Below are 19834 nucleotides of genomic sequence, written 5' to 3' on the forward strand. Positions count from 1 at the left end.
GTCTCCGCAAGTCCATTGCCCCATTGAGAAGTGATTTACCAAGGGCACCAGCCCGATCCATGGCTAACCTTAGGAAACCGAAGCTTCGGCACCAGACAGGCTGCCCTGGCAGCGGGGACAGAGGCCGAAAAACTCCAGGGTGTGGTAGAAAATTTTGAACTCGTGGGCTTTGTGCAGCTGTTTCTCCAGCTCGTGGACGGGGCACTGGTCAATGGCAATGGTGTTGCCGCACTGGAGGCAAGTGAGGTGATGGCGGTCTTCTTGAGGCAGGCTGTAGAGCGCTTCGCCCGAGGGCAGAGTGCGCATCTGCACAGACCCCTCCAGCTTGAGAGCGTCCAGCGCTCGGTAGACTGTGGCAAGCCCCGTGGTGTTGCCGTCCTGCCGCATTTCAACATAGAGATCTTGGGCCGAAATCGGCTTACTCAATCCTTTTAAGACGGTCAAAACTTTCTCTTGGCTGCGGGTGCGTCGTACCATGCTGGCTCACTTGTACTGACTCAATTTTATCAATCGGTTGATACGGTAGGATGGGGGTACAAACTATTATGATTTTCCCCGCCACCGGAGTCAGCCTTGCCCCACTACAGCGCTCGCATCTATGTCACCCTGCGCCCCTCGGTGCTCGACCCAGCGGGCACAGCTGTGCAGTCTGGACTGGCCCACATGGGCTACGACAATGTGGGTCCGATTCGCATTGGCAAATACATTGAGCTAACCCTAGAAGCAGACAGCGAAGCCGCCGCCAGCCAGCAACTCGATCGCATGTGCGATCAGCTCTTGGCCAACCCGGTGATTGAAAACTATCGCTTTGAACTGCAAACCCTGGCAGCGTCTTAAAAATTTTGAGTGTTGAGTTCAGTAGAGCCAACTCAACACTCAAAATTCAAACCTCGAAACTTTCCCCCTTACTCCCCCTCACTCCCATGAAATTTGCCGTCATTGTCTTCCCTGGGGCCAACTGCGATCGCGACGTGGCCTACGTCACCCGTGACATTCTTGGGCAGCCCACCCGCATGGTCTGGCATGAGGACAGCGACCTGAGCGATATAGATATTGTGGTGGTGCCGGGGGGCTTTAGCTACGGCGATTATCTGCGGTGTGGAGCGATCGCCCGCTTTTCGCCCGCCATGCAGGCTACGGTAGAGCACGCCAAGGCGGGCAAGCCGGTGCTGGGCATCTGCAATGGGTTTCAGATTTTGACCGAGGTGGGGCTGCTGCCGGGGGCGCTGGTGCGCAATCGGGATATGCGGTTTATCTGCGATCGCGTGCCCCTCAAAGTCGAGCGGACCGATCTGTTGTGGACATCCAATTATTCTGCGGGACAGGTGATCACCCTGCCCATCGCCCACGGTGAGGGCTGTTATTACGCCGACGAGGCTACCCTGGCCGAGCTAGAGGCCAACCAGCAAATCGTGTTTCGCTACAGCAACCTGGACGGGGCTGTGGATGAGGAATCCAACCTCAACGGCTCTCTAGGCAACATTGCGGGTATCTGCAACCGATCGGGCAATGTGCTGGGCCTGATGCCTCACCCCGAGCGGGCGGCCGATGCGGTGCTGGGCGGGGTAGACGGGCTGCCGCTGTTCGAAGGGTTGGTGCAATCGCTAGTGGCTGCTTAGGTTCAGCTTCGTAATTCCTTCAAAAAGATCTGCATCCCAGGGCATAAACTTTACCAAAACCTTTGTCACCGCAGCTCAGCTGGGTACACTTAACCCTCAAGGAGCCAACCTTGGTCTGGGTATTGGCGTGGGCCAAAGTTGGTAGTCTGTGGGTTGCCGTGCTGGTACCCCATTGCTGTGTTGTTCGCTCAAACCTTGAGTCAAAACGGCTTATCCAATGGCTGTAGGAGACCCCCATGTCAGATTCTGACGAATGGCTCAGTAGCGCTCTGGCCTACCGCCCCACGGTCTATGAATATTGTCAGCTAGCTCTGCGCCCTACCCTCGATCGGGCTGCCGCAGAGCGCATGGGCGAGATTTTGCAGCAGGCCGAAGCAGAGCCATTGCTAAACTTTTTGATTGACGAAGCCGATGAGCTAGTAGCGCGCTTGCAGCCCTGTCTCAGCCCCCAGACACTTCACCAGCAGCAGCGGCGGCTCCAGGGTGCGATCGATGCGCTCTGGGTGGACGAGCTGTTAGCCGCCTACGGGCCATGCTCGAAGACCAGCCGCTAAACAGATTGCGCGAAGGGTGCAGAACGAGTCATTCTACGCGCATTAGGGCGAGCATCAAGACAACTGCTGCACGGTAAGACGCCCATTGAGAGGGATATCGATCTGTGGTTTCTAAGCGTTGGCTAGTGCAGGTGTGTCGGCATCGATCGTGCGATCGCGGCGGTTCGGCAGCAGTACTAATGGCGTTTCAGCAGCACCAGAGCCCCAACATTTTAGTGGCCGAGAGCGATTGCATGGGCCAGTGTGGTGCCGGGCCTACGGTTAAAGTAATGCCCGGCAATACTTGGTACTGCCGGGTTACCCCTGGGGATGTGTCGCGCATCGTCGAAGAGCATTTGAGAAAAGGGGAACTGGTGCGCGATCTCCTGCACCCCCGCTTTCATCCCCCAGAAGAGTTCTCAGTTCAAGATTCGTAGGCTGGCACCGTTACCCACAGTCCTTAGAGCACTTTCCCCTCTCTGGAAGCTGCGCCAGCACCCTAGGAGAAGGGGCCAACAGCACTCTGACCTATCCACTGTTGCCGCTATCCACCGACTGAGCGGATAGCGGCAATAGGTGCTCTTGATTACTGCTGTGCCTCGGCCATAGCCTCTGCCGGGGGACGCACCACGCGACGAGCTAAACCCAGTTTTTCTAACAACAGAATGGCATACCAGGTGACATCGACTTCCCACCAGCGCCAGCCGGCCGGGGCCACGTTAGGAAATGCGTGGTGGTTATTGTGCCAGCCTTCGCCATAGGTAAGCAGCGCCGTCCACCACAGATTGCCCGAGTTGTCTTCAAGGTGAAAGCGCCGCTTGCCCCACATGTGGGTCGCCGAGTTGATCAGCCAGGTCGAGTGCCACAAGACTGCAATTCTGAGAAAGCCACCGTAGATTACAAAAGACCAGCCGCCGAGGGCAAAGAGGGCGATCGCAACCGGCACTTGCAGCAGTAGAAAGTAGCGATCGAGCCAGCGATAGTAGGGGTCACGGGCAATATCTGGGGCATAGCGCCGATAAATCTGGCCGTTAAACACTGCCGGGTTGCGGTACACCATCCACAACATATGGCTCCACCAAAACCCACGACTGGCGGCGTAGGGGTCTTTTTCAGCATCCTCGGTGAAGAGGTGGTGCTGGCGATGGCCCGCCACCCAAAAGATTGGGCCACCCTGGAGCGCCATCGCGCCAATGGTGGCGATCACATACTCTAACCAGCGGGGCACCTGCAAACTGCGGTGGGTAAGCAGCCGGTGATAGCCCAAACAAATGCCAATGCTGCCAAACAGCCAGTGCAGCGCTACCATCACCCCCAGAGCCGACCACGAAAAGAACCACGGGGCCAGCAGGGCCATGCCGTGAATGGCGGCTAAAAAGCCTACCAATGTCCAATCAAGGTCTTTGATTCCCCGTTTTTCCGGGGCTTGCTTCAGTGTTGTTGTCATAGCACGTCCTTTTTTATGGGATTAAGCCCTCGACCAGTCTGTTAGCCCGATCCAGGGGAAGTCCTTGCCCGACTCCTTTGCACCCTTTGAGGGACTATCTGGAGCCTGTGTGCAAGTGTCGCTTGCAAATTCATCCTAGCAAACTTTCCTGGTAGAATGCAAGTGTCGCTTTCTTTTTGCTATGGCAGATCAGCGCAAATCAGCCCGTCAGCGTCTTGTAGATGCCGCATTCCAGCTGTTTTCTAGCCAAGGGGTAGGCACTACTACTACCCGGCAGGTGGCCGATCTAGCGGGTGTTAACGAAGTCACGCTGTTTCGCCAGTTTGGTAGCAAGCATGGCTTGCTTGCAGCGGTCATGACCGAGGCTGAGGTGTTGTCTGTCCCAGACCGTAGTTTTGATCTGGCGGCTCTCGCCCAAGCTCCCATCGATCAGTCTCTGAGAGAGTTTCTGAGCCAGTGCTTGGCTACCCTCGATCAACTCTCCGAGCTGGTGCGATCGGTGATTGGCGAGGCCGGGCAATTTTCCGCAGACAATAGCCAAGCCATGGGGCGCGGCCTGCAAACCATTCGCGACTTCATCGCTGAGTACCTGGAGGTACATCTAGCCCCAGGGGAAGCCGTTGGCCTGCCGCCTGAGGAGGTAGCGGGGTTAGTGATGGCTCTGCTGCTGGGCTATGCCGCCATCGACGGCACCACCGCAGGCGCTAACGACGGCGTAGAATCTCACAGTTTATGGGCCAGCAGGAGCGCTTTTATTGAGAGTGTCGTCAGCTGGCTGCTCAGCCTCCGGCCCCACGATGGGTCTGGTCTTGCCCCAGCCCAGCCTAGCCTTACTCCCCCCAACACAGAGAGCTGGATCGACATCCCCGCCCCAGTGGTGCACGAGATTATGCAGGTGGCCCGCAAGGCTGGCAACCAGACCCATGCCCTGATCTACGTGCTGCTGGGGGCCGGGGTAGCGGCAGCAGAGGCGCCGCTGCTAAGCCGCGCTAGCGCCCTCTACGACAGCAGCCAGCACATCTTGCTGATTGGCCCTCAGCATCGTCAGGTGCCCCTCAACCAATGGATTATGGGTCGGCGCTACGGCACCTACACTAAAAACCCGCTTACCCGCTGGCTCAAAAGCCGCAGCGATGCTTCATCGGCCATGTTTTTAGGACCAGACGATCAGCCGATTACGCCCTTGAGGGTGCGGCAACTGTGGGCCGAGGTGACAACCGGCATCATGTCGCCCACCGGCGAACCGCTTGGCGTTGAGCAGGCCCGGGCCACTTGGTGCGTCGAAATGCTGCTAAGAGGGCTAAACCGTCAACAGCTAAGCCTGCTGAGCGGGCTATCGGCCGAGCAGCTCGACCCGCTGGTGCAAAAAGCCCAGGCGCGATCGGCCTTGGCCCAAGCCCTACGCCTCGATCAACAGCCTGGTTCAGCCCCAGCCAATCTCGATAAGCCTAGTGATACTAGCGCTGGTGCCAAAGACTAGAGCTATAGCAAAAGAACAAAAAACAGAAGAGCGAAAATGCCCGATGGCTTGAATCCTGGTATTTGGGGTTGTCCTAAACCCAGAGCTTCATCTGCTGTGTGAGCCAAGAACTATCTGACGCTATGTGATCTAAACGACATCGATCGCTACCCAGACGAATACCACAGAGAACGCAGGACAGTAGAGATTGCCGCCGTAATTCTGCCCCTGCTATAGGGAAGCCCGCACAGCTCTAGGTATGAAATAGCACGAAGTAGGCCTGTAGTTACGGAGGTAATGATTTATAGCTACAGGCAGTCGAGCAATTATGGCATCTCAGCAAAGTTTGTCAGCGTTTTCTTCAATGAATCAGGTGTTGGAGGCCATTGAAGATCTTTTTGCGGCTGAGTTAAAGCGCACGGGTTCACCTTGGATGAGTAGCCACCAGCTAAGGGAATTGTTTTTGGCGGCCTATGGATTAGACCTGAAGAGACTGATTGAGCAGCGAGGCTATGGCAAAGATCTGAGGTATTTTTTGACCAGCAGCAGAAGATTCTCGGTTTATAACTATCAGCAGCCCGAAAAATATTATCTCGCTCCGCTGAAGCTGGTTGTGCCAGGTGTTTTGAAAAGCGGTCAGCTGGCACCAAAGTTACGCCATTGAGTGAATCTTGCTTTGGCAAGGAGCTTTCTGATCACTCATGCGAAAGACACCTTGCTATCGGATTCATGCTGCGACCAGGGTAACCGAGCCTACGCAAAGTCAATTAGGCTAAACGCAAGCCACAGTTTTGGCTAGAGCCATGTAAGCGGGAAACGCTATGGGTAGCTGTCTGACCAAGGACCAGGGGGTTTATCGGGCAGTACCTCCATCTCAATTTTGGTGTCATAGCGGGTGAACCCACGCGACTCGTAGTTTCTGTAGGCAAAGGGGCCATCGAGGCTACAGGTATGTACCCATACGCGGCTGACTCCCATGCCCCAGGCGCGCTGCACGCCTACCGTCAGCAGATGGCCCCCAATGCCCTGGCCGATAAACTGGGGCAGCAGACCAAAGCAGGTGATTTCGACGTCACCTTGAGGATGTGCTTCTAGCTCGATATAGCCCGCTGGGGTTTCTGAAACATAAGCCATCCAGGTTTCGACCTGAGGGCGGTCGAGATAGGTGAGCCAGCGATCGCGGCTCCAAGAGAGGCGATCGCACCAGTACCACTGGCCGCCCACGCTGGCATAGAGAAACCGGCTTAGCTCTGGGCAGGGCACCTCGGCCTGGCGAATCTCCAGATTGGGATGCTCGCTGAGCTTGGGCCGTAGCTGGGCCGGGTCGAGCATTTCCAAATACCAGGTGGTGACCTCGATCGGCATCAGTGCAGCAAATCTCCTTTAAAGATGGTGATAGCTTGGCCGCTGAGGCGAATACGGTTGCCGTCATCCTGCACTTTGACTACGCCGCCCCGGGCCGATGACTGGTGGGCAAGAAAGGTTGTTTTGCCGAGCTTTTCGCGCCAGTAGGGGCCGAGGCAGCAGTGGGCCGCCCCGGTGACTGGGTCTTCATTGATGCCGAGGGCGGGGGCAAAAAACCGGGAGACAAAATCGTAGGGTGCTTCGCCCCGGCTGGTGACAATCACGCCGTGGACAGGGAATTGCCCGAGGGCGACAAAGTCGGGCCGCAGATCGCGCACCGCCGCCGCCGACTCTAGCTCGACTAGGTAACCCAGAGAATTCTCCACGACGGCTTGGGGGGTTGCGCCTAGAGCCTCCGCTAGACCATCAGGTTCAGCGATGGGGTGAGACAGGTTGGCTGGGAAATTGAGTTCAATCCAATCGCCGAGGCGGCGGGCGGTGAGCACCCCGCTGCGGGTATGGAACGTCGCGGGCTGTTCATTGCTCAGGTGGCCTTCGCTCCACAGCACGTGGCAGGTGGCGAGGGTGGCGTGGCCGCACAGGTCAGCCTCTACAGTGGGGGTAAACCAGCGCAGCCGATAGCCGTCGCCCTCAGGATAGAAAAAGGCGGTTTCTGAGAGGTTCATCTCCTGGGCCACCTGCTGCATCCAGCGATCGGGGCGGGCCTCGGGCAGGGCGCACACCGCCGCTGGATTGCCGCCAAAGGCGGCGTCAGTAAAGGCATCAACCTGAACTAATGGAATGGCCATAGGCTTCACCCTTCTCGTTAACTCGTCAACTCAGCATAAACGCCTGCCGAAGTTGCTCAGCGGTCATAAAACAGCGATCTGCGGGAAAGTCTTCAGCCATCTCGCGGGCCACTTCGGGCAAAGTCTGGGGCGACTCCCCCTGAAAACGACCGAGGCCAGCATAGCTCACCAAACCTAGATACTCGCGAATGGCGAGCAGCGATTGCGCACGACTGCCCACCTCGGCAGGCAGCGGCTCAACGTGAGGTATGACAGAGAACCCCAGCCCCTTAAAGGTGAGCCAGGCCCGCAGCATGTGGGGAGTGTCGGTAATTAAAATTATCCGGTTCAACCCTCTGGCCCCCAGAGCAGCGGCGGCGGACTCTGCCTCTTGCTTAGTGGTTCTAACACAGACGGCGCTGAGCATCAGGTTGGGCGATAGGTCGCGCTCGTCAATGGCTTTGAGCACATCTCCTCCCTGGGAGCGTCCCATAATCAGCAGGTTAGGCGATCGCCCCTCGGCCACCATATCTAGGGCCGTGTTGTAGCGATCGCCCTGAATCATGCCGTTCCGCGCCAGCACCACAATGGCATCGGCAGGCTCCCCTGTATCGGGCGGCACAAAGCTGTTCAGCAGAGCCGTCGCTGGCACCGCAAACAGCGGCGATAGCACGAACCAGTAAGCGGCCAGCATCGCCACGCTAGCAATGACCATTCGCCGTCGATACCTGGGCTTGCTGGCCACCAGCGCCACGACAGCAACCACCAGCAGAGCCAGCGACACCTTTTCGGGGCTAGAAAACCAGTAATACAGTTTCCAGGTCAATTTTGGCCAATAAAGTCCAAATACACTCCGAAGCAGCTCTAGCATAGTGGCTTCCTGACAATGAGAAAAGCGGGTTCCCGAGAAAAATCTCAGATCCAGCCTATTCATCCCCGTGCTCAATTCAGCATATCCCCCGTGCCGTCAAGTAAAGTTCACAGATCTATGTAGTCACTGCAAACCCTATGACAGCCACCGTTGCATCGGCTCAGGGCCCTGGCCTTCACCCGCTACTCGTAATAGCGCTGGTCGGCCCACACCCGCAGCTCTTGCTCAGAGCTGAAGGTATGGCGCTGCTGGCTCATCGGGTCGTAGGCAACAAATAGCGTATTGCCCCGCAGGTCGCGCTTCACGGTCACATTGAGGTCTGTGGAACCGCAGAGGTAGGTCAGCAGAGCACTGCCCACTAAGCTGAGACGCTGCTTGGCCCCGACCCAAACCCGAGCAATGGAGTAATCGGTTTGAATGGCGCTATCGAGCGGCTCTTGAATTAGCTCAAGCTGAGCGTACAAACTATTCGGTTTCATGGAGCTGTCCTCTAAAAAAGGCGATTGGCCAATGGGAACAGCACGAATCGATTCGGCATAGGTAAAGTTTCTTCGATCGCCCCCTATCGAAACAGAGGCAGTTGGCGTAAATTGTTTTGGCAACAGTTTGGTTTTTTGCAACTGTTCTGGTCGCCTCACCGCAAAACTGTTCCTAACCCACCCCAAAAAACTCAACCCGCCACAAAACCCTCTCCCTTCACCCTCTCCCTCATTTCCTCACCGTCCCATGCCTATCTCCCCCATCTCCCTTGCCCCGCACCAAATCCTCTACGAACAGGTAGCCGATCGCCTTCAGCAGCTGATTACTGAAGGCACCCTCAAGCCGGGCGATCGCTTGCCCTCGGTGCGCAAGCTGCGGGCTCAGCTATCGGTCAGCACCTCCACGGTGATGGAAGCCTACCGCCTGCTTGAAGACCGGGGCCTGATCGTGGTGCGGCCCCAGTCGGGCTACTACGTCAAGCAGACAACCCTGCAACTACCCCAGGAGCCTGCCCCCACCGCGCCCCCCCGGCAGGCCACCGACATCGACATCTCCCTGGCCTTTGAGGTGATTAGCCTGATGCGCGATCCAGGGTTGATTCAGCTGGGGGCGGCGCTACCGGCCCTAGAACACTTACCCCTCGCCCAGCTCAATCGGCTGATGGGCAAGGTGCTGCGAGACAACACCAACGTGGCCCACTCCTACGGCACGCCCCTGGGCTGCCCTGAGCTGCGGGCTGAGTTTGCCAAGCGCATGCTTGACGCGGGCTGCTCGGTACACCCCGACCAGATGGTGATTACCAACGGGGCCAATGAGGCGATCTATTTTTGCCTGCAAGCGCTGACGCAGCCCGGCGACACCGTGGCGATCGAGTCGCCCACCTACTTTGCTGTGCTAGAAGCGTTGAAATGCTTAGGGCTAAAGGCGCTGACCCTGCCCACCCACCCCCGTGACGGCATCAGCCTGCCCCATCTCGAAGAAGCGCTGCAAACCGGCGATGTCAAGGTAGTGCTGCTGGTGTCGAATTTCAGCAACCCCCTGGGCAGCTGCATGGATGACCGCAAGAAAAAGCGCCTGGTAGATCTGCTCAACCAGCACGACACACCGCTGATCGAAGACGATGTCTACGGCGACCTCTGCTTCGAGGGAACTCGCCCCAAGGCAATCAAAGCCTTTGATACGGACGATCGAGTGCTCTACTGTGCTTCAGTGAGCAAAACCCTGTCGCCAGGGCTGCGGGTCGGCTGGTGCACCGGGGGCCGCTACCATGGCAAGATCGCCCACATGAAGTCGATTCTTAACCAAAATACGGCGATCGCACCTCAGCTGACGGTGGCGGCCTTTTTGGCCAATGGCGGCTACGATCGCCACCTGCGCCACCTGCGCCGCGTCTACCAAGACCAAATGGTGCACATGCAGCAGGCGATTCGCGACTACTTCCCCGCCGAAACCTGCGTGACGCGCCCCACCGGCGGCCATGTGCTGTGGCTCGAAATGCCGGCAGGATTTGACTCACTGCGGCTGTATCAGGAGGCGCTAGCCCAGGGGATTGCGATCGCCCCCGGTGTCATGTTTTCGGCCTCGGGCCAGTGCTACGGCAACTGCTTGCGGCTGAATACTGCGGTCTCTTGGTCAGATCAGGTTGAGCAGGCGATGCAAACCTTGGGCCTACTGGCCAAAAAGCAGCTGGCCGAAAATTTTCTGCGCGATGACGTTCACCGGCAGGACAATTTGCTGACCGCTGGTGCCAGTTGAGGGAGAGTTGTTGTAGCTGTTATCCCCTGCTGATCCCCCCTGCCCCCTAAAAAAGGGGGCTTACTCCGGTTGAAGTACTCCTTCCAAATGGAATGGCAGCTTTCACCTGACGAGTTGAAGTTATTAACAGGCTGTTAATTAGACGTTCTTGAGGGCTTTAGGTTTAGCCATAGCGCCCTCGGGGATGATCTCCAACAGATGCAGAATGCGGCGCAGGGGAATGTTGATGCGATTGGTTTGGTTGTTTAGCTCACGGCCTAGGTTGTAAATCGCCTGTTCGATTAGGTAGTTATTAAGCATTACCTCAAGCTCTTGCTGAGTCTTGGGCAAAAAGCTATCGCGGGCAGCGGTGCCCAGGTAGGCCTTAACGAAGGTGGTGCTGACCCAGCGATACCAAAATTCGGCCCACTGCTGCATTTGATGGTGATGGTCGGGTTGCCCCATGCCGCTCTCGACTTCCTTGTCGAGGGCAACGTTGACGGCATAGTAAAACGATTGCAGCATGCAGGCGACATCGCGCAGGGGCGATCGCTTCATGCGGCGCTCGTTGAGACTGCGGGCTGGGTCACCTTCAAAGTCAATGATGTAGAAGTCTTTGCCTGTGTATAGCACCTGCTCTAGGTGATAGTCGCCGTGATAGCGAGCCCGCAGGGCGGTAATTTTGTGGTTCAACACCGACTGAAACTGCTGCAAACAGGCATCGTGCTGCTCTAAGACCAAGGTGGCGAGCGATCGCGTCTCCGGCGGCAGGCTACTCAGGCGATTCTTTAACAGCAAAAAGACCTGACCGGTGAGGTTGCGGCTGTACTGGTAGACCGATCGCTGGTAGAGCGTGGTAAACGGCTCGGGCGTAAAGGCAGGCGAGTCGGCATCCACCGTCAGGGCCAAGTGGAGTTCGGCGGTGCGCTGCCCCAGCAGCTGCATGTTGGCCAGATAGCTATTGATCGCCTTACAGGCCGGAATTTGAGACTCGACGGAGGGCAGTGGGCAGTAGGGCAGCGGGAAAAAGACCTCAGTTGGAGAGGCATCCACAGCCACCGGCTCCAGCTCCAGGGGCGACCCAACGGGCATGGGCGCTTCGGCAATATCCGACTGATCCATCACGACGAGGTCGAAGTAGTCGCGCAAATGGTCGAGGGTGTAGTCCCAACCGCTGCGGGTGTCGGGGATAAACTCTTGCAGCAGACCGATGGTGATTGGCTCCGCTGCCGGGCGATGATAGGTCAGGGTGCCTGCGATCGAAGGAATGTGGGTAAAGTGCTGGTGTTCGTCCAAAAAACGGCGCACTTCCAGGTCGGGGTGCTGACCCTCTTCGACTTTTTGAAAGAGCTTGAGAATCAGGCGATTTTGGGCGGCGACGCTGCCGGTTTTGGCGTAGGCAATCGACGTGTTGTTGTGGAAGCCTTTCATCAGCGAAGCCTCATAGGGCAGGCCGTCTCCCGTTGGCTCCTCACCCAACGATGGATTGGGATCACCCTTGCTCAGCTCATCAAATAAGGGCGTGGTAGCAGCCACCAGCTTGCCAGCGGCATTTTCATAGACTCGGTGCTGGGCAATGCCTTCGAGTAGGTCGGTTAAGAACGACTTGTCGGCGATCGCATCAAACAACACGGCCTCCTCATCGCTGCTGGCCAGCTTGAGCCGCGCCACCACCGACTGCGGGGTCTCTTTCAATAGACGGAGCGCCTGCTCTCCTTCGGCCGTCGCCAAAAACAACACGTAGGTCTGCGGGCTGCCCTGGATGTAGTCGACCTGTAGCTCCAGCATTTGGGCATGGCTATCCCCGTAGGGCATGGGGATAGCCTCGGTGATGCGCGCCGTCTGCACCGTGCGGGTTCTGCCGCCAAACCAAGGGTGGCTAGACAGATATTGGGGCAACAGCGTTTCTAAGCTCGCTGTAAACCGGCGCGTCTGGGCCGATTGCAGCTGAGAAAACGCCGTGGGCCAGGCCCCCGCCAGTTGCAGCATCGGCAGCTCTACCTTGGGTTTGACCTCGGGCAGGGGCACAGTCTGGGGCTTGAGCATAAACCAGTAGACCGCGTAGGCCCCAATGCTCAAAAAATAGGGCGACTCATCAATAGGCGGAAACTCGGTGCGGCCAAAGATTTCGACCGGCACCCAGCCCTTCAATCCTGGTAGATCTAGCTCAACGGTCTGCACAAAGCGAGACAGGTTTGCCACCACCAAAATCCGCTCGTCTTCGTAGGTGCGGGTAAAGGCCAGCACCTTGCGGTTGTCGGGATGCAGAATTTGAAAATCGCCGCTGCCCAGGGAGCGAAAGTGGTTGCGCATGGAGATCAGCCGCTTGGTCGCGTTGAGCAGCGAGCTGGGGTTGGCCCGCTGGGCCTCAACGTTGACCGTGGCGTAGTGGTACTCGGCCTCAACAATCAGGGGCAAAAACAGCCGTTGGGGGCTGGCGTTGCTAAAGCCGGCGTTGCGGTCAAAGTTCCACTGCATGGGGGTGCGCACGCCGTTGCGATCGCCTACATAGACGTTGTCGCCCATGCCAATTTCGTCGCCGTAGTAGAGCACGGGCGTGCCCGGCAGCGACAGCAGCAGGCTGTTGAGCAGCTCAATCTGGCGGCGATCGTTGCCCAGCAACGGGGCCAACCGCCGCCGAATGCCCAAATTCACCCGCATTTCGGGGTCTTGGGCATAGACGCGATACATAAAGTCGCGGTCTTCATCGGTGACCATTTCCAGGGTCAGCTCGTCGTGGTTACGCAGAAACAGGCCCCACTGGCAGTTGTCAGGGATGGCAGGCGTCTGCTGCAAAATATCGGCGATCGGGAAGTTGTCCTCCATACGCAGGGCCATGAACAGGCGCGGCATCAGGGGGAAGTGAAAGTTCATGTGGCACTCGTCGCCGTCGCCGTAGTAGGCGGCGGCATCTTCAGGCCACTGGTTGGCCTCAGCCAGCAGCATGCGGTTGGGGAATTTTTCGTCGACGTGCTTCCGCAGCTTTTTCAGGAAGGCGTGGGTTTCGGGCAGGTTTTCGCAGTTGGTGCCTTCGCGCTCGTAGAGGTAGGGCACAGCATCCATGCGCAGCCCGTCAACCCCCATTTCTAGCCAAAAATCCATGACGTCAAAGACGGCCTGCTGCACTGCCAGGTTGTCATAGTTTAAGTCGGGCTGATGGGAGTAAAAGCGGTGCCAAAAGTAGGCGTTGGCTACCGAGTCCCAGGTCCAGTTGGAGGTTTCAAAATCCTGGAAGATAATCCGCGCTTCCTGGTATTTTTCGTAGGTATCGCTCCAGACGTAGAAATCGCGCTCGGGGCTGCCCTTAGGCGATCGCCGCGCCCGCTGAAACCACGGGTGCTGATCGGAGGTGTGGTTGACAATCAGCTCGATAATGACGCGAATGCCCCGCTGGTGCGCCGCCTGCAACAGATCCTTAAAATCGTCCAGGGTGCCGTAGATGGGGTTGACATTCACGTAGTCGGCAATATCGTAGCCGTCGTCTCGCAGCGGCGACGGAAAAAAGGGCAGCAGCCAAATGGCGGTGACACCCAGGTCTTGAAGGTAGTCTAGCTTGCCAGTCAGGCCGCGAAAGTCGCCAATACCGTCGCCGTTGCTGTCGGCGAAGGCCCGCACAGGCACTTCATAGATGATGGCATTCTTAAACCACAGAGGCTCATTCTTCAAGGTCAACCTACCCACCAGCACGCAATGTCCGCCCCCACGGTAGCGGAATTCACACGGAGCGTCATCGGCCCCAGGTAATAGCGATCGCGCCATCGTTCCCCGCTACAACGGCGTTAAATCAACCTATTACTGATCGCCACAAGCCTTGATTACCAGTGGAATAGACGGTGCCTACCGTTCTCACTGCGGCACATCACGCCGAGCCGCGACACACGTCACAGAATTCATGGAATTCACAAGAGCGCGAATAGAACGCAAAGTCTATGCAGCACTCGGGAACTAACAACCCCCAACCCTTAGGAGGATGCGTTGAGCAGCCACTTTCTCCTACCAATGACAGTGCCGGTGAGGTGAAAACCCGCCCTCAAGCGTCACTTTTCTGCATTCTAAGACCCTCCAAGTTTTTAACGCATCGCCGAACCCCTATGAGTTTTCAACGTGCCAGTGGCGTTTTACTGCATCCCACCTCGTTCCCCAGCCGCTACGGCATTGGGGATCTGGGCCCAGCCGCCTATACCTTTGTCGATTTTTTGGCGAAGAGTGGCCAAAAGCTGTGGCAAATTTTGCCGCTGGGGCCTACTGGCTACGAGCATTCGCCCTACATCATGAACTTCAGCACCTTTGCGGGCAATCCGCTGATGATCGATCTCGATCAGCTGGCTGCTGAAGGTCTGCTGGTAGAAGACGAACTCATGCCCTTGACCGATGTTGACCCGGAGAAGGTCGATTTTGACAAGGTGATTGCCCACAAAACGCAGTTTCTCAAACAGGCCTACGAGCGGTTTTTGGCGGCGCGATCGCCTGATCAGCAGGCCAAATTTGACCAGTTCTGCCAGGAGCAAGCCTCGTGGCTAGATGACTTTGTGCTGTTTATGGCCCTGCTGGAGGCCAACGACGGCAAAAGCTGGAATTTTTGGGAGCCCGCGATCGCCCGCCGCGAACCGGAGGCGCTGCAAGCCCAGAGAGAGGCGTTGAAAGCGCAGATTCAATACCATCAGTTTGTGCAGTTCAAATTCTTTGAGCAGTGGCAGAATTTGCGCCGCTACGCCAACGACAAAAACATTCAGATTGTGGGCGATATTTCAATCTATGTGTGCCACAATAGCTCCGATGTTTGGGCTGACCCCGAGCTGTTTAAGCTCGACCCCAACACCTTTGAGCCCGCCTTTATTGCTGGCGTGCCGCCTGACTATTTTAGTGAGACGGGCCAGCTTTGGGGCAACCCGGTTTACAACTGGGATAAGGCCGAAAAAACCAATTTTGCCTGGTGGATTAAGCGCTTTCAGGTGACGTTGCAGTACGTCGACATTGTGCGGGTCGATCACTTTCGCGGCTTTGAAGCCTACTGGCAGGTGCCAGCGGGGGAAGAAACCGCCATCAACGGCGAATGGGTTGAAGCCCCCGGCGAAAAGTTTTTTACCGCCCTCGGCGAAGCCCTAGGAACGCTGCCGATTATGGCGGAAGACTTGGGCATTATTACGCCCGAAGTTGAGGCGCTGCGCGATCGCTTCGACTTCCCCGGCATGCGCATTTTAATGTTTGCCTTTGGCGATGACCCTGACAACGCCTACCTGCCCCATAACTACACCCGCAACACGGTGGTTTACCCCGGCACCCACGACAACGACACGGCGATCGGCTGGTGGCAGCAGGCCAGCGATACCGAAAAACAGTTTGTAGCCCGCTACTCTGGCTACAGCTCGCCCGACGCGATTGAAGACATCAACTGGCTGCTGATTCGCACGGCGCTGGCCTCCGTGGCCGATCTGGCAATTATTCCGCTGCAAGACCTGCTGGATTTGGACGGGCGATCGCGCATGAATGACCCTAGCCACAACGACGGCAACTGGCGCTGGCGGTACCGCAGCTCGGCATTGCTAACCAATGCTTTGAGCGAGCGGTTACGTACCCTGACTCAACTCTACAGTCGCTAGTGTTGCGAAGAATGCTGTGAAGATAGATTTCAGTGCCATTCTGGATCAAAGACGCGACACGATTATCGAATTGTGGATTAAGGCGGTTTTTGACGATCAGCAAATTGAAGCCACCAATGAATTAACTTTCAACGCAGTGCGCGACAGTTTGCCCAAGGTGCTCAAATCTCTCGCCGCCATGATGGCCAACAGCGAGTTGGAAGGCTTTGAAACGATCGATGAGGCCAGTCTAGAACATGGTTTAATTCGCGCTGAGCAGGGGTTTGAACCGGCAGAAATTGCCCGCGAATATCGCCTGCTGCGATCGGTTATTTTTTCGGAGCTAGAAGCCGATTTAGTGCAGGCTGAACCCAAGGATGTGCTGTGGGCCATTCGACTGATTGATACGGTGATTGACGAGGCGATCGCCCGCTGTTTTGACAGCTATACTCAAACCCGCATGGAGGAGTTAGACCAGCTCAGAGCCCAAATGCAGCTGACCAATCAAGAGCTTACGCGCCTGGTGCGAGCTAGCCACGACAACATGTCAAAGCTGACCCACGAGCTCAAAACTCCGTTAACCTCAATTATTGGCTATGCCGACCTATTTCTGCGCCAACAGCAGCAGGCCGAAATCAAAGATTCCTACGCCCATTTAGAGAGTATTGAGCGTGTCTTGCGCAGCGGTCGGCTTTTGCTGCGGTTGATCAACGACACCCTGCAACTTCAGAAAGGTGACGGACAAATTAAGCTCAAGTTAGTGACGATCACGCCTCACGAGCTGATTCAGTCGGTGATTGAAATCATTGAACCGCTAGTGCGCAACAAGGGGTTGGAGCTGAGGGTGGCCTGCGATCGCATTCCCCCGACGGTGCAAACCGACCCCCTGCGCCTCCAGCAAATCATTACCAATCTGCTGAGCAACGCGATTCGCTATACCGAGACTGGCCATGTCTCCATCGCGGCTGAAACGTTGGGCGATGGCGCAGCCTCCCCCGAGAAGAATCGCCATTGGTCAATTACCGTCACCGACAGCGGCGTCGGCATCCCTCAGGCTGAGCAAAAGTATATTTTTGAGCCCTACTACCGGGTTAGCCATAGCCCTACACCTGATACCGACCAGGGCACAGGCTTAGGCCTAGCCATTGTTGCTCAGCTAGTCAAATTGATGCAGGGCGAAATTTCAGTCTCCTCCCAACTGGGTCAAGGCTCGACCTTTACAGTGATCTTGCCAATCGACCAGCATGAGCTTAGGCAGGGTTAGCCACCGCTAGCGTCTAGCCCCCAGCCTGATCTTCCATACCAGCAGGTAGAAACAGATGTCAGGAGAAACCAATCTCACGAGACTGCTATCGTCTATGCAACCAACGTTTCGCGAGGGGGAGTATGTGTTTTGCACCCTTCCATCCCTAAGCGGCCATGACCTCGATCCCATTGGTTTTTTCAAAGAAGAGGAGGGGCTAACGCTGATCGTGTCGCGACACCAGGCCGAGGCGGCAGGCCTGCCGTACTCAGCCATCTTTGCCATGATCACGTTATCAGTACATTCCAGCCTGGAGGCGGTGGGGTTTTTGGCGGCGATCGCCACCCGACTTGCCATCCACGGCATCAGCGTCAACCCCGTTTCGGCCTTTTACCACGATCACTTGTTTGTGCCCGTTGTCCAGGCTGAGACTGCGATCGCCCTACTCCACGAGCTTGCAGCGGAAAGCGGCAGCACCAGCAGCGCTTGAGTATCACCTTCTAGTGCACTACTGATGCATAAGCTTGTCGGTTTTAAAGCGGAAGTGCTAGCCTTATGTCAGATAGTTCTAGTTAAAACTATCTAGATTGAAACTATGGCTTCTCTACCCAGTCTGTTTATTTCCCATGGGGCTCCCGATTTGCCCCTGCGTACTGGCCCGACCCAAGACTTTCTGCGATCGCTCTTGCAGACCCTGCCAAAGCCAAAGGCGATTCTGGCGATCTCGGCTCACTGGCTCACGGCGCAGCCCACGGTCAGCGCCGCCAAGCAGCCCAAGACGATCTACGATTTTGGCGGCTTTTCCCAAGCGCTTTACGAGCTGACTTACCCCGCACCAGGCAGTCCAAAGCTGGCAGAGCAGGTGATATCCAATCTTGCCGATGCTGGATATTCAGCCCGTGTAGATTGCAATCGCGGCTTCGACCACGGCGTTTGGACGCCCCTGATTCTAGCGGCCCCAGAGGCCACCATTCCCGTCGTGCAGCTTTCGCTTCAGCCCCACGAAACGCCGCTGCACCATTACCAATTGGGCAAAGCCCTCGCCCCATTGCGCGATGAAGGCGTGCTGATTTTTGCCAGCGGTGCCGCCACCCACAACCTAGGAGCCTTTGACGGCAACTACGATGCCCCACCGCCCGCCTGGGCCGTAGCCTTCGATGACTGGCTGGCTGAGGCAATTGCTACCAACGACATCCAACGCTTGCTCAACTACCGCCAGCACGCCCCCTACGCCGCCAAAAACCACCCCAGCGAAGAACACCTGCTACCCCTATTCGTAGCCCTCGGTGCCGGTGGCCCCGGCCAGCAGCTCCATCACGGCTTTACCTACGGAGCCTTCAGCATGGCCGCCTACCAATTTGATTAGTTTTGAGTTCTAAGTTTTGAGTTTTGAATTTTGGGATGAACTCAAAACTCAACATTTAAAGAAACTTGCCCCCATTCCCCAGCTTCCTCATCTTCCCCCAGGACACCCCATGGCACTCGGCAGACTCATCGATGGCAAATGGTCTACAGAATGGACAGAGCGCAGTGAATCTGGCGAATTCCAGCGCATGCCGACCCTATTTCATGACTGGGTGACGGCGGATGGCTCTAGCGGCTTTAAGGCCGAGCCGGGGCGCTACCACCTGTATGTGTCGCTGGGCTGCCCTTGGGCGCATCGCACTGTGCTGCTGCGATCGCTCAAAGGGCTGCAAGAGGCGATCGGCCTCTCCATTGTTGACCCAGTAATCAGTAACCAAGGCTGGAAATTTTCTGAGCGCTTTGGCAGCATTCCTGACAGCCTCTACGGGGCGGAATATCTGTGGCAGCTCTACACCCGCGCCAAGGCCGACTACACCGGCCGCGTCACCGTGCCTGTTTTGTGGGATACGCAGACCCAAACCATCGTCAACAACGAGTCGCGCCAGATCATTCAAATGCTGAACTCTGAGTTCAGCGAGTTCGCAAAGTTTCCCGAGCACGACTTCTACCCCGAGGCGCTGCGCCCCCAGATTGATGCGGCAATGGATGCCATCTACCAGCCAATCAATAATGGCGTTTACCGCAGCGGCTTCGCGGCTTTCCAGGAAGCCTACAACGACGCAGTGGCCGAGCTGTTTGAAGCGCTGGATCACTGGGAGGAGGTGCTGGGGCAGCAGCGCTACCTGGTGGGCGACCAGATTACCCTGGCCGACTGGTGCCTGTTCACCACCCTGTTTCGCTTTGACTTGGCCTACTACGGGCTGTTCAAAACCAACCTCAAGCGCTTGGTAGACTATCCCAACCTGTGGGGCTACTGCCGCGAGCTGTATCAGCAGCCGGGGGTGGCCGAATGGTGCAGCTCGGAGCATGTGAAGCAGCTCTACTATGGGGGCCTGCCCGAACTCAACCCCAGCGGCATTGTGCCCGCCGGGCCAGCGATCGACTATGGGTTGCCTCACCTGCGAGAGAGCCAGTTTGTCTGAGAGCAAGGCACCTTAGGAAGCTTAGCAATCCGCGAAAGTGACAGGCTATGGAAAGGGGAGCAGGTACAAATTCAAGGTGAAAAGTTTAGGGCTTGCTTTGAACATTGAGATCTTCTGGTCTATTGCAGCAGTTGATCTAGTTAGGACACTTTTACAGGCAGAACCCTCTGGTAGGGGCATTGCAGTGTGTCACCCGACGTAAGGTTGTCCCCCCACGATACGACATAGAGTTGTGCCCCTTCGGCGCTTTAGCGGTAGAACATAAGACGTTGGATAGCCATCGTGACTGG

19 protein-coding genes are annotated in these 19834 nt (G+C 56.9%); 12 read left to right on the forward strand and 7 right to left on the reverse strand.

The genetic code is table 11. From position 1 onward, the window contains the following. Positions 1–69 precede the first annotated feature (69 nt). Positions 70–477: a Fur family transcriptional regulator gene (locus tag H6F57_RS24030; protein WP_190631310.1), complete on the reverse strand. Its 408-nt coding sequence runs from the start codon at positions 475–477 to the stop codon at positions 70–72. Positions 478–573: 96 nt separating this feature from the next. Here H6F57_RS24030 and purS point away from each other — a divergent pair, with 96 nt between their 5' ends. The 4 genes from purS (at position 574) to H6F57_RS24050 (ending at position 2589) form a co-directional block, all read left to right on the forward strand. Further along, the gene (gene purS, locus H6F57_RS24035; RefSeq protein ID WP_190631312.1) at positions 574–837 is read left to right on the forward strand and encodes a phosphoribosylformylglycinamidine synthase subunit PurS; all 264 of its coding nucleotides are present in this window, start codon (positions 574–576) and stop codon (positions 835–837) included. 86 nt (positions 838–923) lie between these two features. Continuing rightward, the gene (purQ, locus tag H6F57_RS24040; RefSeq protein WP_190631314.1) at positions 924–1619 is read left to right on the forward strand and encodes a phosphoribosylformylglycinamidine synthase subunit PurQ; all 696 of its coding nucleotides are present in this window, start codon (positions 924–926) and stop codon (positions 1617–1619) included. Positions 1620–1855: 236 nt separating this feature from the next. Continuing rightward, positions 1856–2173: a hypothetical protein gene (locus H6F57_RS24045; protein WP_190631316.1), complete on the forward strand. Its 318-nt coding sequence runs from the start codon at positions 1856–1858 to the stop codon at positions 2171–2173. Positions 2174–2277: 104 nt separating this feature from the next. Next, positions 2278–2589 carry an NAD(P)H-dependent oxidoreductase subunit E gene (locus tag H6F57_RS24050; protein ID WP_190631317.1) on the forward strand — a complete coding sequence of 104 codons (312 nt, stop codon included), beginning with the start codon at positions 2278–2280 and terminating at the stop codon, positions 2587–2589. A 149-nt stretch (positions 2590–2738) separates the two neighbouring features. Here H6F57_RS24050 and H6F57_RS24055 read toward each other — a convergent pair whose 3' ends face one another. Next, the gene (locus H6F57_RS24055) at positions 2739–3599 is read right to left on the reverse strand and encodes a fatty acid desaturase (RefSeq protein ID WP_190631320.1); all 861 of its coding nucleotides are present in this window, start codon (positions 3597–3599) and stop codon (positions 2739–2741) included. A gap of 181 nt (positions 3600–3780) precedes the next feature. Between H6F57_RS24055 and H6F57_RS24060 the strand changes: the two genes are divergently transcribed. Both H6F57_RS24060 and H6F57_RS24065 read left to right on the forward strand, forming a co-directional pair. Further along, the gene (locus H6F57_RS24060; RefSeq protein WP_190631322.1) at positions 3781–5079 is read left to right on the forward strand and encodes a TetR/AcrR family transcriptional regulator; all 1299 of its coding nucleotides are present in this window, start codon (positions 3781–3783) and stop codon (positions 5077–5079) included. 307 nt (positions 5080–5386) lie between these two features. After that, positions 5387–5722: a hypothetical protein gene (locus H6F57_RS24065; protein ID WP_190631324.1), complete on the forward strand. Its 336-nt coding sequence runs from the start codon at positions 5387–5389 to the stop codon at positions 5720–5722. 155 nt (positions 5723–5877) lie between these two features. Here the strand turns inward: H6F57_RS24065 and H6F57_RS24070 are convergent, their stop codons facing one another. The 4 genes from H6F57_RS24070 to H6F57_RS24085 form a co-directional block, all read right to left on the reverse strand. Then, the gene (locus H6F57_RS24070; RefSeq protein ID WP_190631326.1) at positions 5878–6423 is read right to left on the reverse strand and encodes a GNAT family N-acetyltransferase; all 546 of its coding nucleotides are present in this window, start codon (positions 6421–6423) and stop codon (positions 5878–5880) included. After that, the gene (locus H6F57_RS24075; protein WP_190631328.1) at positions 6423–7211 is read right to left on the reverse strand and encodes a PhzF family phenazine biosynthesis protein; all 789 of its coding nucleotides are present in this window, start codon (positions 7209–7211) and stop codon (positions 6423–6425) included. Before H6F57_RS24075 ends, H6F57_RS24070 begins: the two co-directional genes overlap by 1 nt. A gap of 25 nt (positions 7212–7236) precedes the next feature. Next, complete coding sequence (locus H6F57_RS24080; protein WP_190631330.1) at positions 7237–8016, reverse strand: ElyC/SanA/YdcF family protein; 780 nt, start codon at positions 8014–8016, stop codon at positions 7237–7239. A 227-nt stretch (positions 8017–8243) separates the two neighbouring features. Then, the gene (locus H6F57_RS24085) at positions 8244–8540 is read right to left on the reverse strand and encodes a hypothetical protein (protein ID WP_190631332.1); all 297 of its coding nucleotides are present in this window, start codon (positions 8538–8540) and stop codon (positions 8244–8246) included. Between the two features lie 247 nt (positions 8541–8787). On the opposite strand from H6F57_RS24085, the gene H6F57_RS24090 reads away from it, so the two are divergent. Continuing rightward, entirely contained in the window at positions 8788–10296 is a 1509-nt protein-coding gene (locus H6F57_RS24090) for a PLP-dependent aminotransferase family protein (protein WP_190631334.1), read from the forward strand. Between the two features lie 138 nt (positions 10297–10434). On the opposite strand, the gene treS is transcribed toward H6F57_RS24090, so the two are convergent. After that, positions 10435–13956, reverse strand: a complete 3522-nt coding sequence (treS, locus tag H6F57_RS24095) for a maltose alpha-D-glucosyltransferase (protein ID WP_347279987.1) — start codon at positions 13954–13956, stop codon at positions 10435–10437. Positions 13957–14204: 248 nt separating this feature from the next. On the opposite strand from treS, the gene malQ reads away from it, so the two are divergent. From malQ to H6F57_RS24120, 5 genes are all read left to right on the forward strand, one after another. Continuing rightward, positions 14205–15875, forward strand: coding sequence for a 4-alpha-glucanotransferase (gene malQ, locus H6F57_RS24100; protein ID WP_190631339.1), 1671 nt, complete (start codon positions 14205–14207; stop codon positions 15873–15875). 16 nt (positions 15876–15891) lie between these two features. Further along, on the forward strand, positions 15892–17118 hold the full coding sequence (locus H6F57_RS24105; protein WP_199294889.1) for a sensor histidine kinase: 1227 nt from the start codon (positions 15892–15894) through the stop codon (positions 17116–17118). 55 nt (positions 17119–17173) lie between these two features. Beyond that, on the forward strand, positions 17174–17587 hold the full coding sequence (locus H6F57_RS24110) for an ACT domain-containing protein (protein WP_190631341.1): 414 nt from the start codon (positions 17174–17176) through the stop codon (positions 17585–17587). A 105-nt stretch (positions 17588–17692) separates the two neighbouring features. Next, the gene (locus H6F57_RS24115) at positions 17693–18463 is read left to right on the forward strand and encodes a class III extradiol ring-cleavage dioxygenase (RefSeq protein WP_190631343.1); all 771 of its coding nucleotides are present in this window, start codon (positions 17693–17695) and stop codon (positions 18461–18463) included. Between the two features lie 109 nt (positions 18464–18572). Beyond that, the gene (locus H6F57_RS24120) at positions 18573–19544 is read left to right on the forward strand and encodes a glutathione S-transferase family protein (protein ID WP_190631345.1); all 972 of its coding nucleotides are present in this window, start codon (positions 18573–18575) and stop codon (positions 19542–19544) included. Positions 19545–19834 lie beyond the last annotated feature (290 nt).

It is taken from the genome of Leptolyngbya sp. FACHB-60 (genome assembly GCF_014695775.1).
Lineage (GTDB): Bacteria > Cyanobacteriota > Cyanobacteriia > Phormidesmidales > Phormidesmidaceae > Nodosilinea.

Bases quoted from the DNA above. Each gene is read 5' to 3' on its own strand.
- H6F57_RS24055 (WP_190631320.1), bottom strand. From the start codon at position 3,599: ATGACAACAACACTGAAGCAAGCCCCGGAAAAACGGGGAATCAAAGAC.
- H6F57_RS24090 (WP_190631334.1), top strand. From the start codon at position 8,788: ATGCCTATCTCCCCCATCTCCCTTGCCCCGCACCAAATCCTCTACGAA.
- H6F57_RS24110 (WP_190631341.1), top strand. From the start codon at position 17,174: ATGTCAGGAGAAACCAATCTCACGAGACTGCTATCGTCTATGCAACCA.
- malQ (WP_190631339.1), top strand. From the start codon at position 14,205: ATGCAGCACTCGGGAACTAACAACCCCCAACCCTTAGGAGGATGCGTT.
- H6F57_RS24115 (WP_190631343.1), top strand. From the start codon at position 17,693: ATGGCTTCTCTACCCAGTCTGTTTATTTCCCATGGGGCTCCCGATTTG.
- H6F57_RS24060 (WP_190631322.1), top strand. From the start codon at position 3,781: ATGGCAGATCAGCGCAAATCAGCCCGTCAGCGTCTTGTAGATGCCGCA.
- H6F57_RS24120 (WP_190631345.1), top strand. From the start codon at position 18,573: ATGGCACTCGGCAGACTCATCGATGGCAAATGGTCTACAGAATGGACA.
- H6F57_RS24045 (WP_190631316.1), top strand. From the start codon at position 1,856: ATGTCAGATTCTGACGAATGGCTCAGTAGCGCTCTGGCCTACCGCCCC.
- H6F57_RS24030 (WP_190631310.1), bottom strand. From the start codon at position 477: ATGGTACGACGCACCCGCAGCCAAGAGAAAGTTTTGACCGTCTTAAAA.
- H6F57_RS24085 (WP_190631332.1), bottom strand. From the start codon at position 8,540: ATGAAACCGAATAGTTTGTACGCTCAGCTTGAGCTAATTCAAGAGCCG.
- purQ (WP_190631314.1), top strand. From the start codon at position 924: ATGAAATTTGCCGTCATTGTCTTCCCTGGGGCCAACTGCGATCGCGAC.
- H6F57_RS24065 (WP_190631324.1), top strand. From the start codon at position 5,387: ATGGCATCTCAGCAAAGTTTGTCAGCGTTTTCTTCAATGAATCAGGTG.
- H6F57_RS24075 (WP_190631328.1), bottom strand. From the start codon at position 7,211: ATGGCCATTCCATTAGTTCAGGTTGATGCCTTTACTGACGCCGCCTTT.
- H6F57_RS24070 (WP_190631326.1), bottom strand. From the start codon at position 6,423: ATGCCGATCGAGGTCACCACCTGGTATTTGGAAATGCTCGACCCGGCC.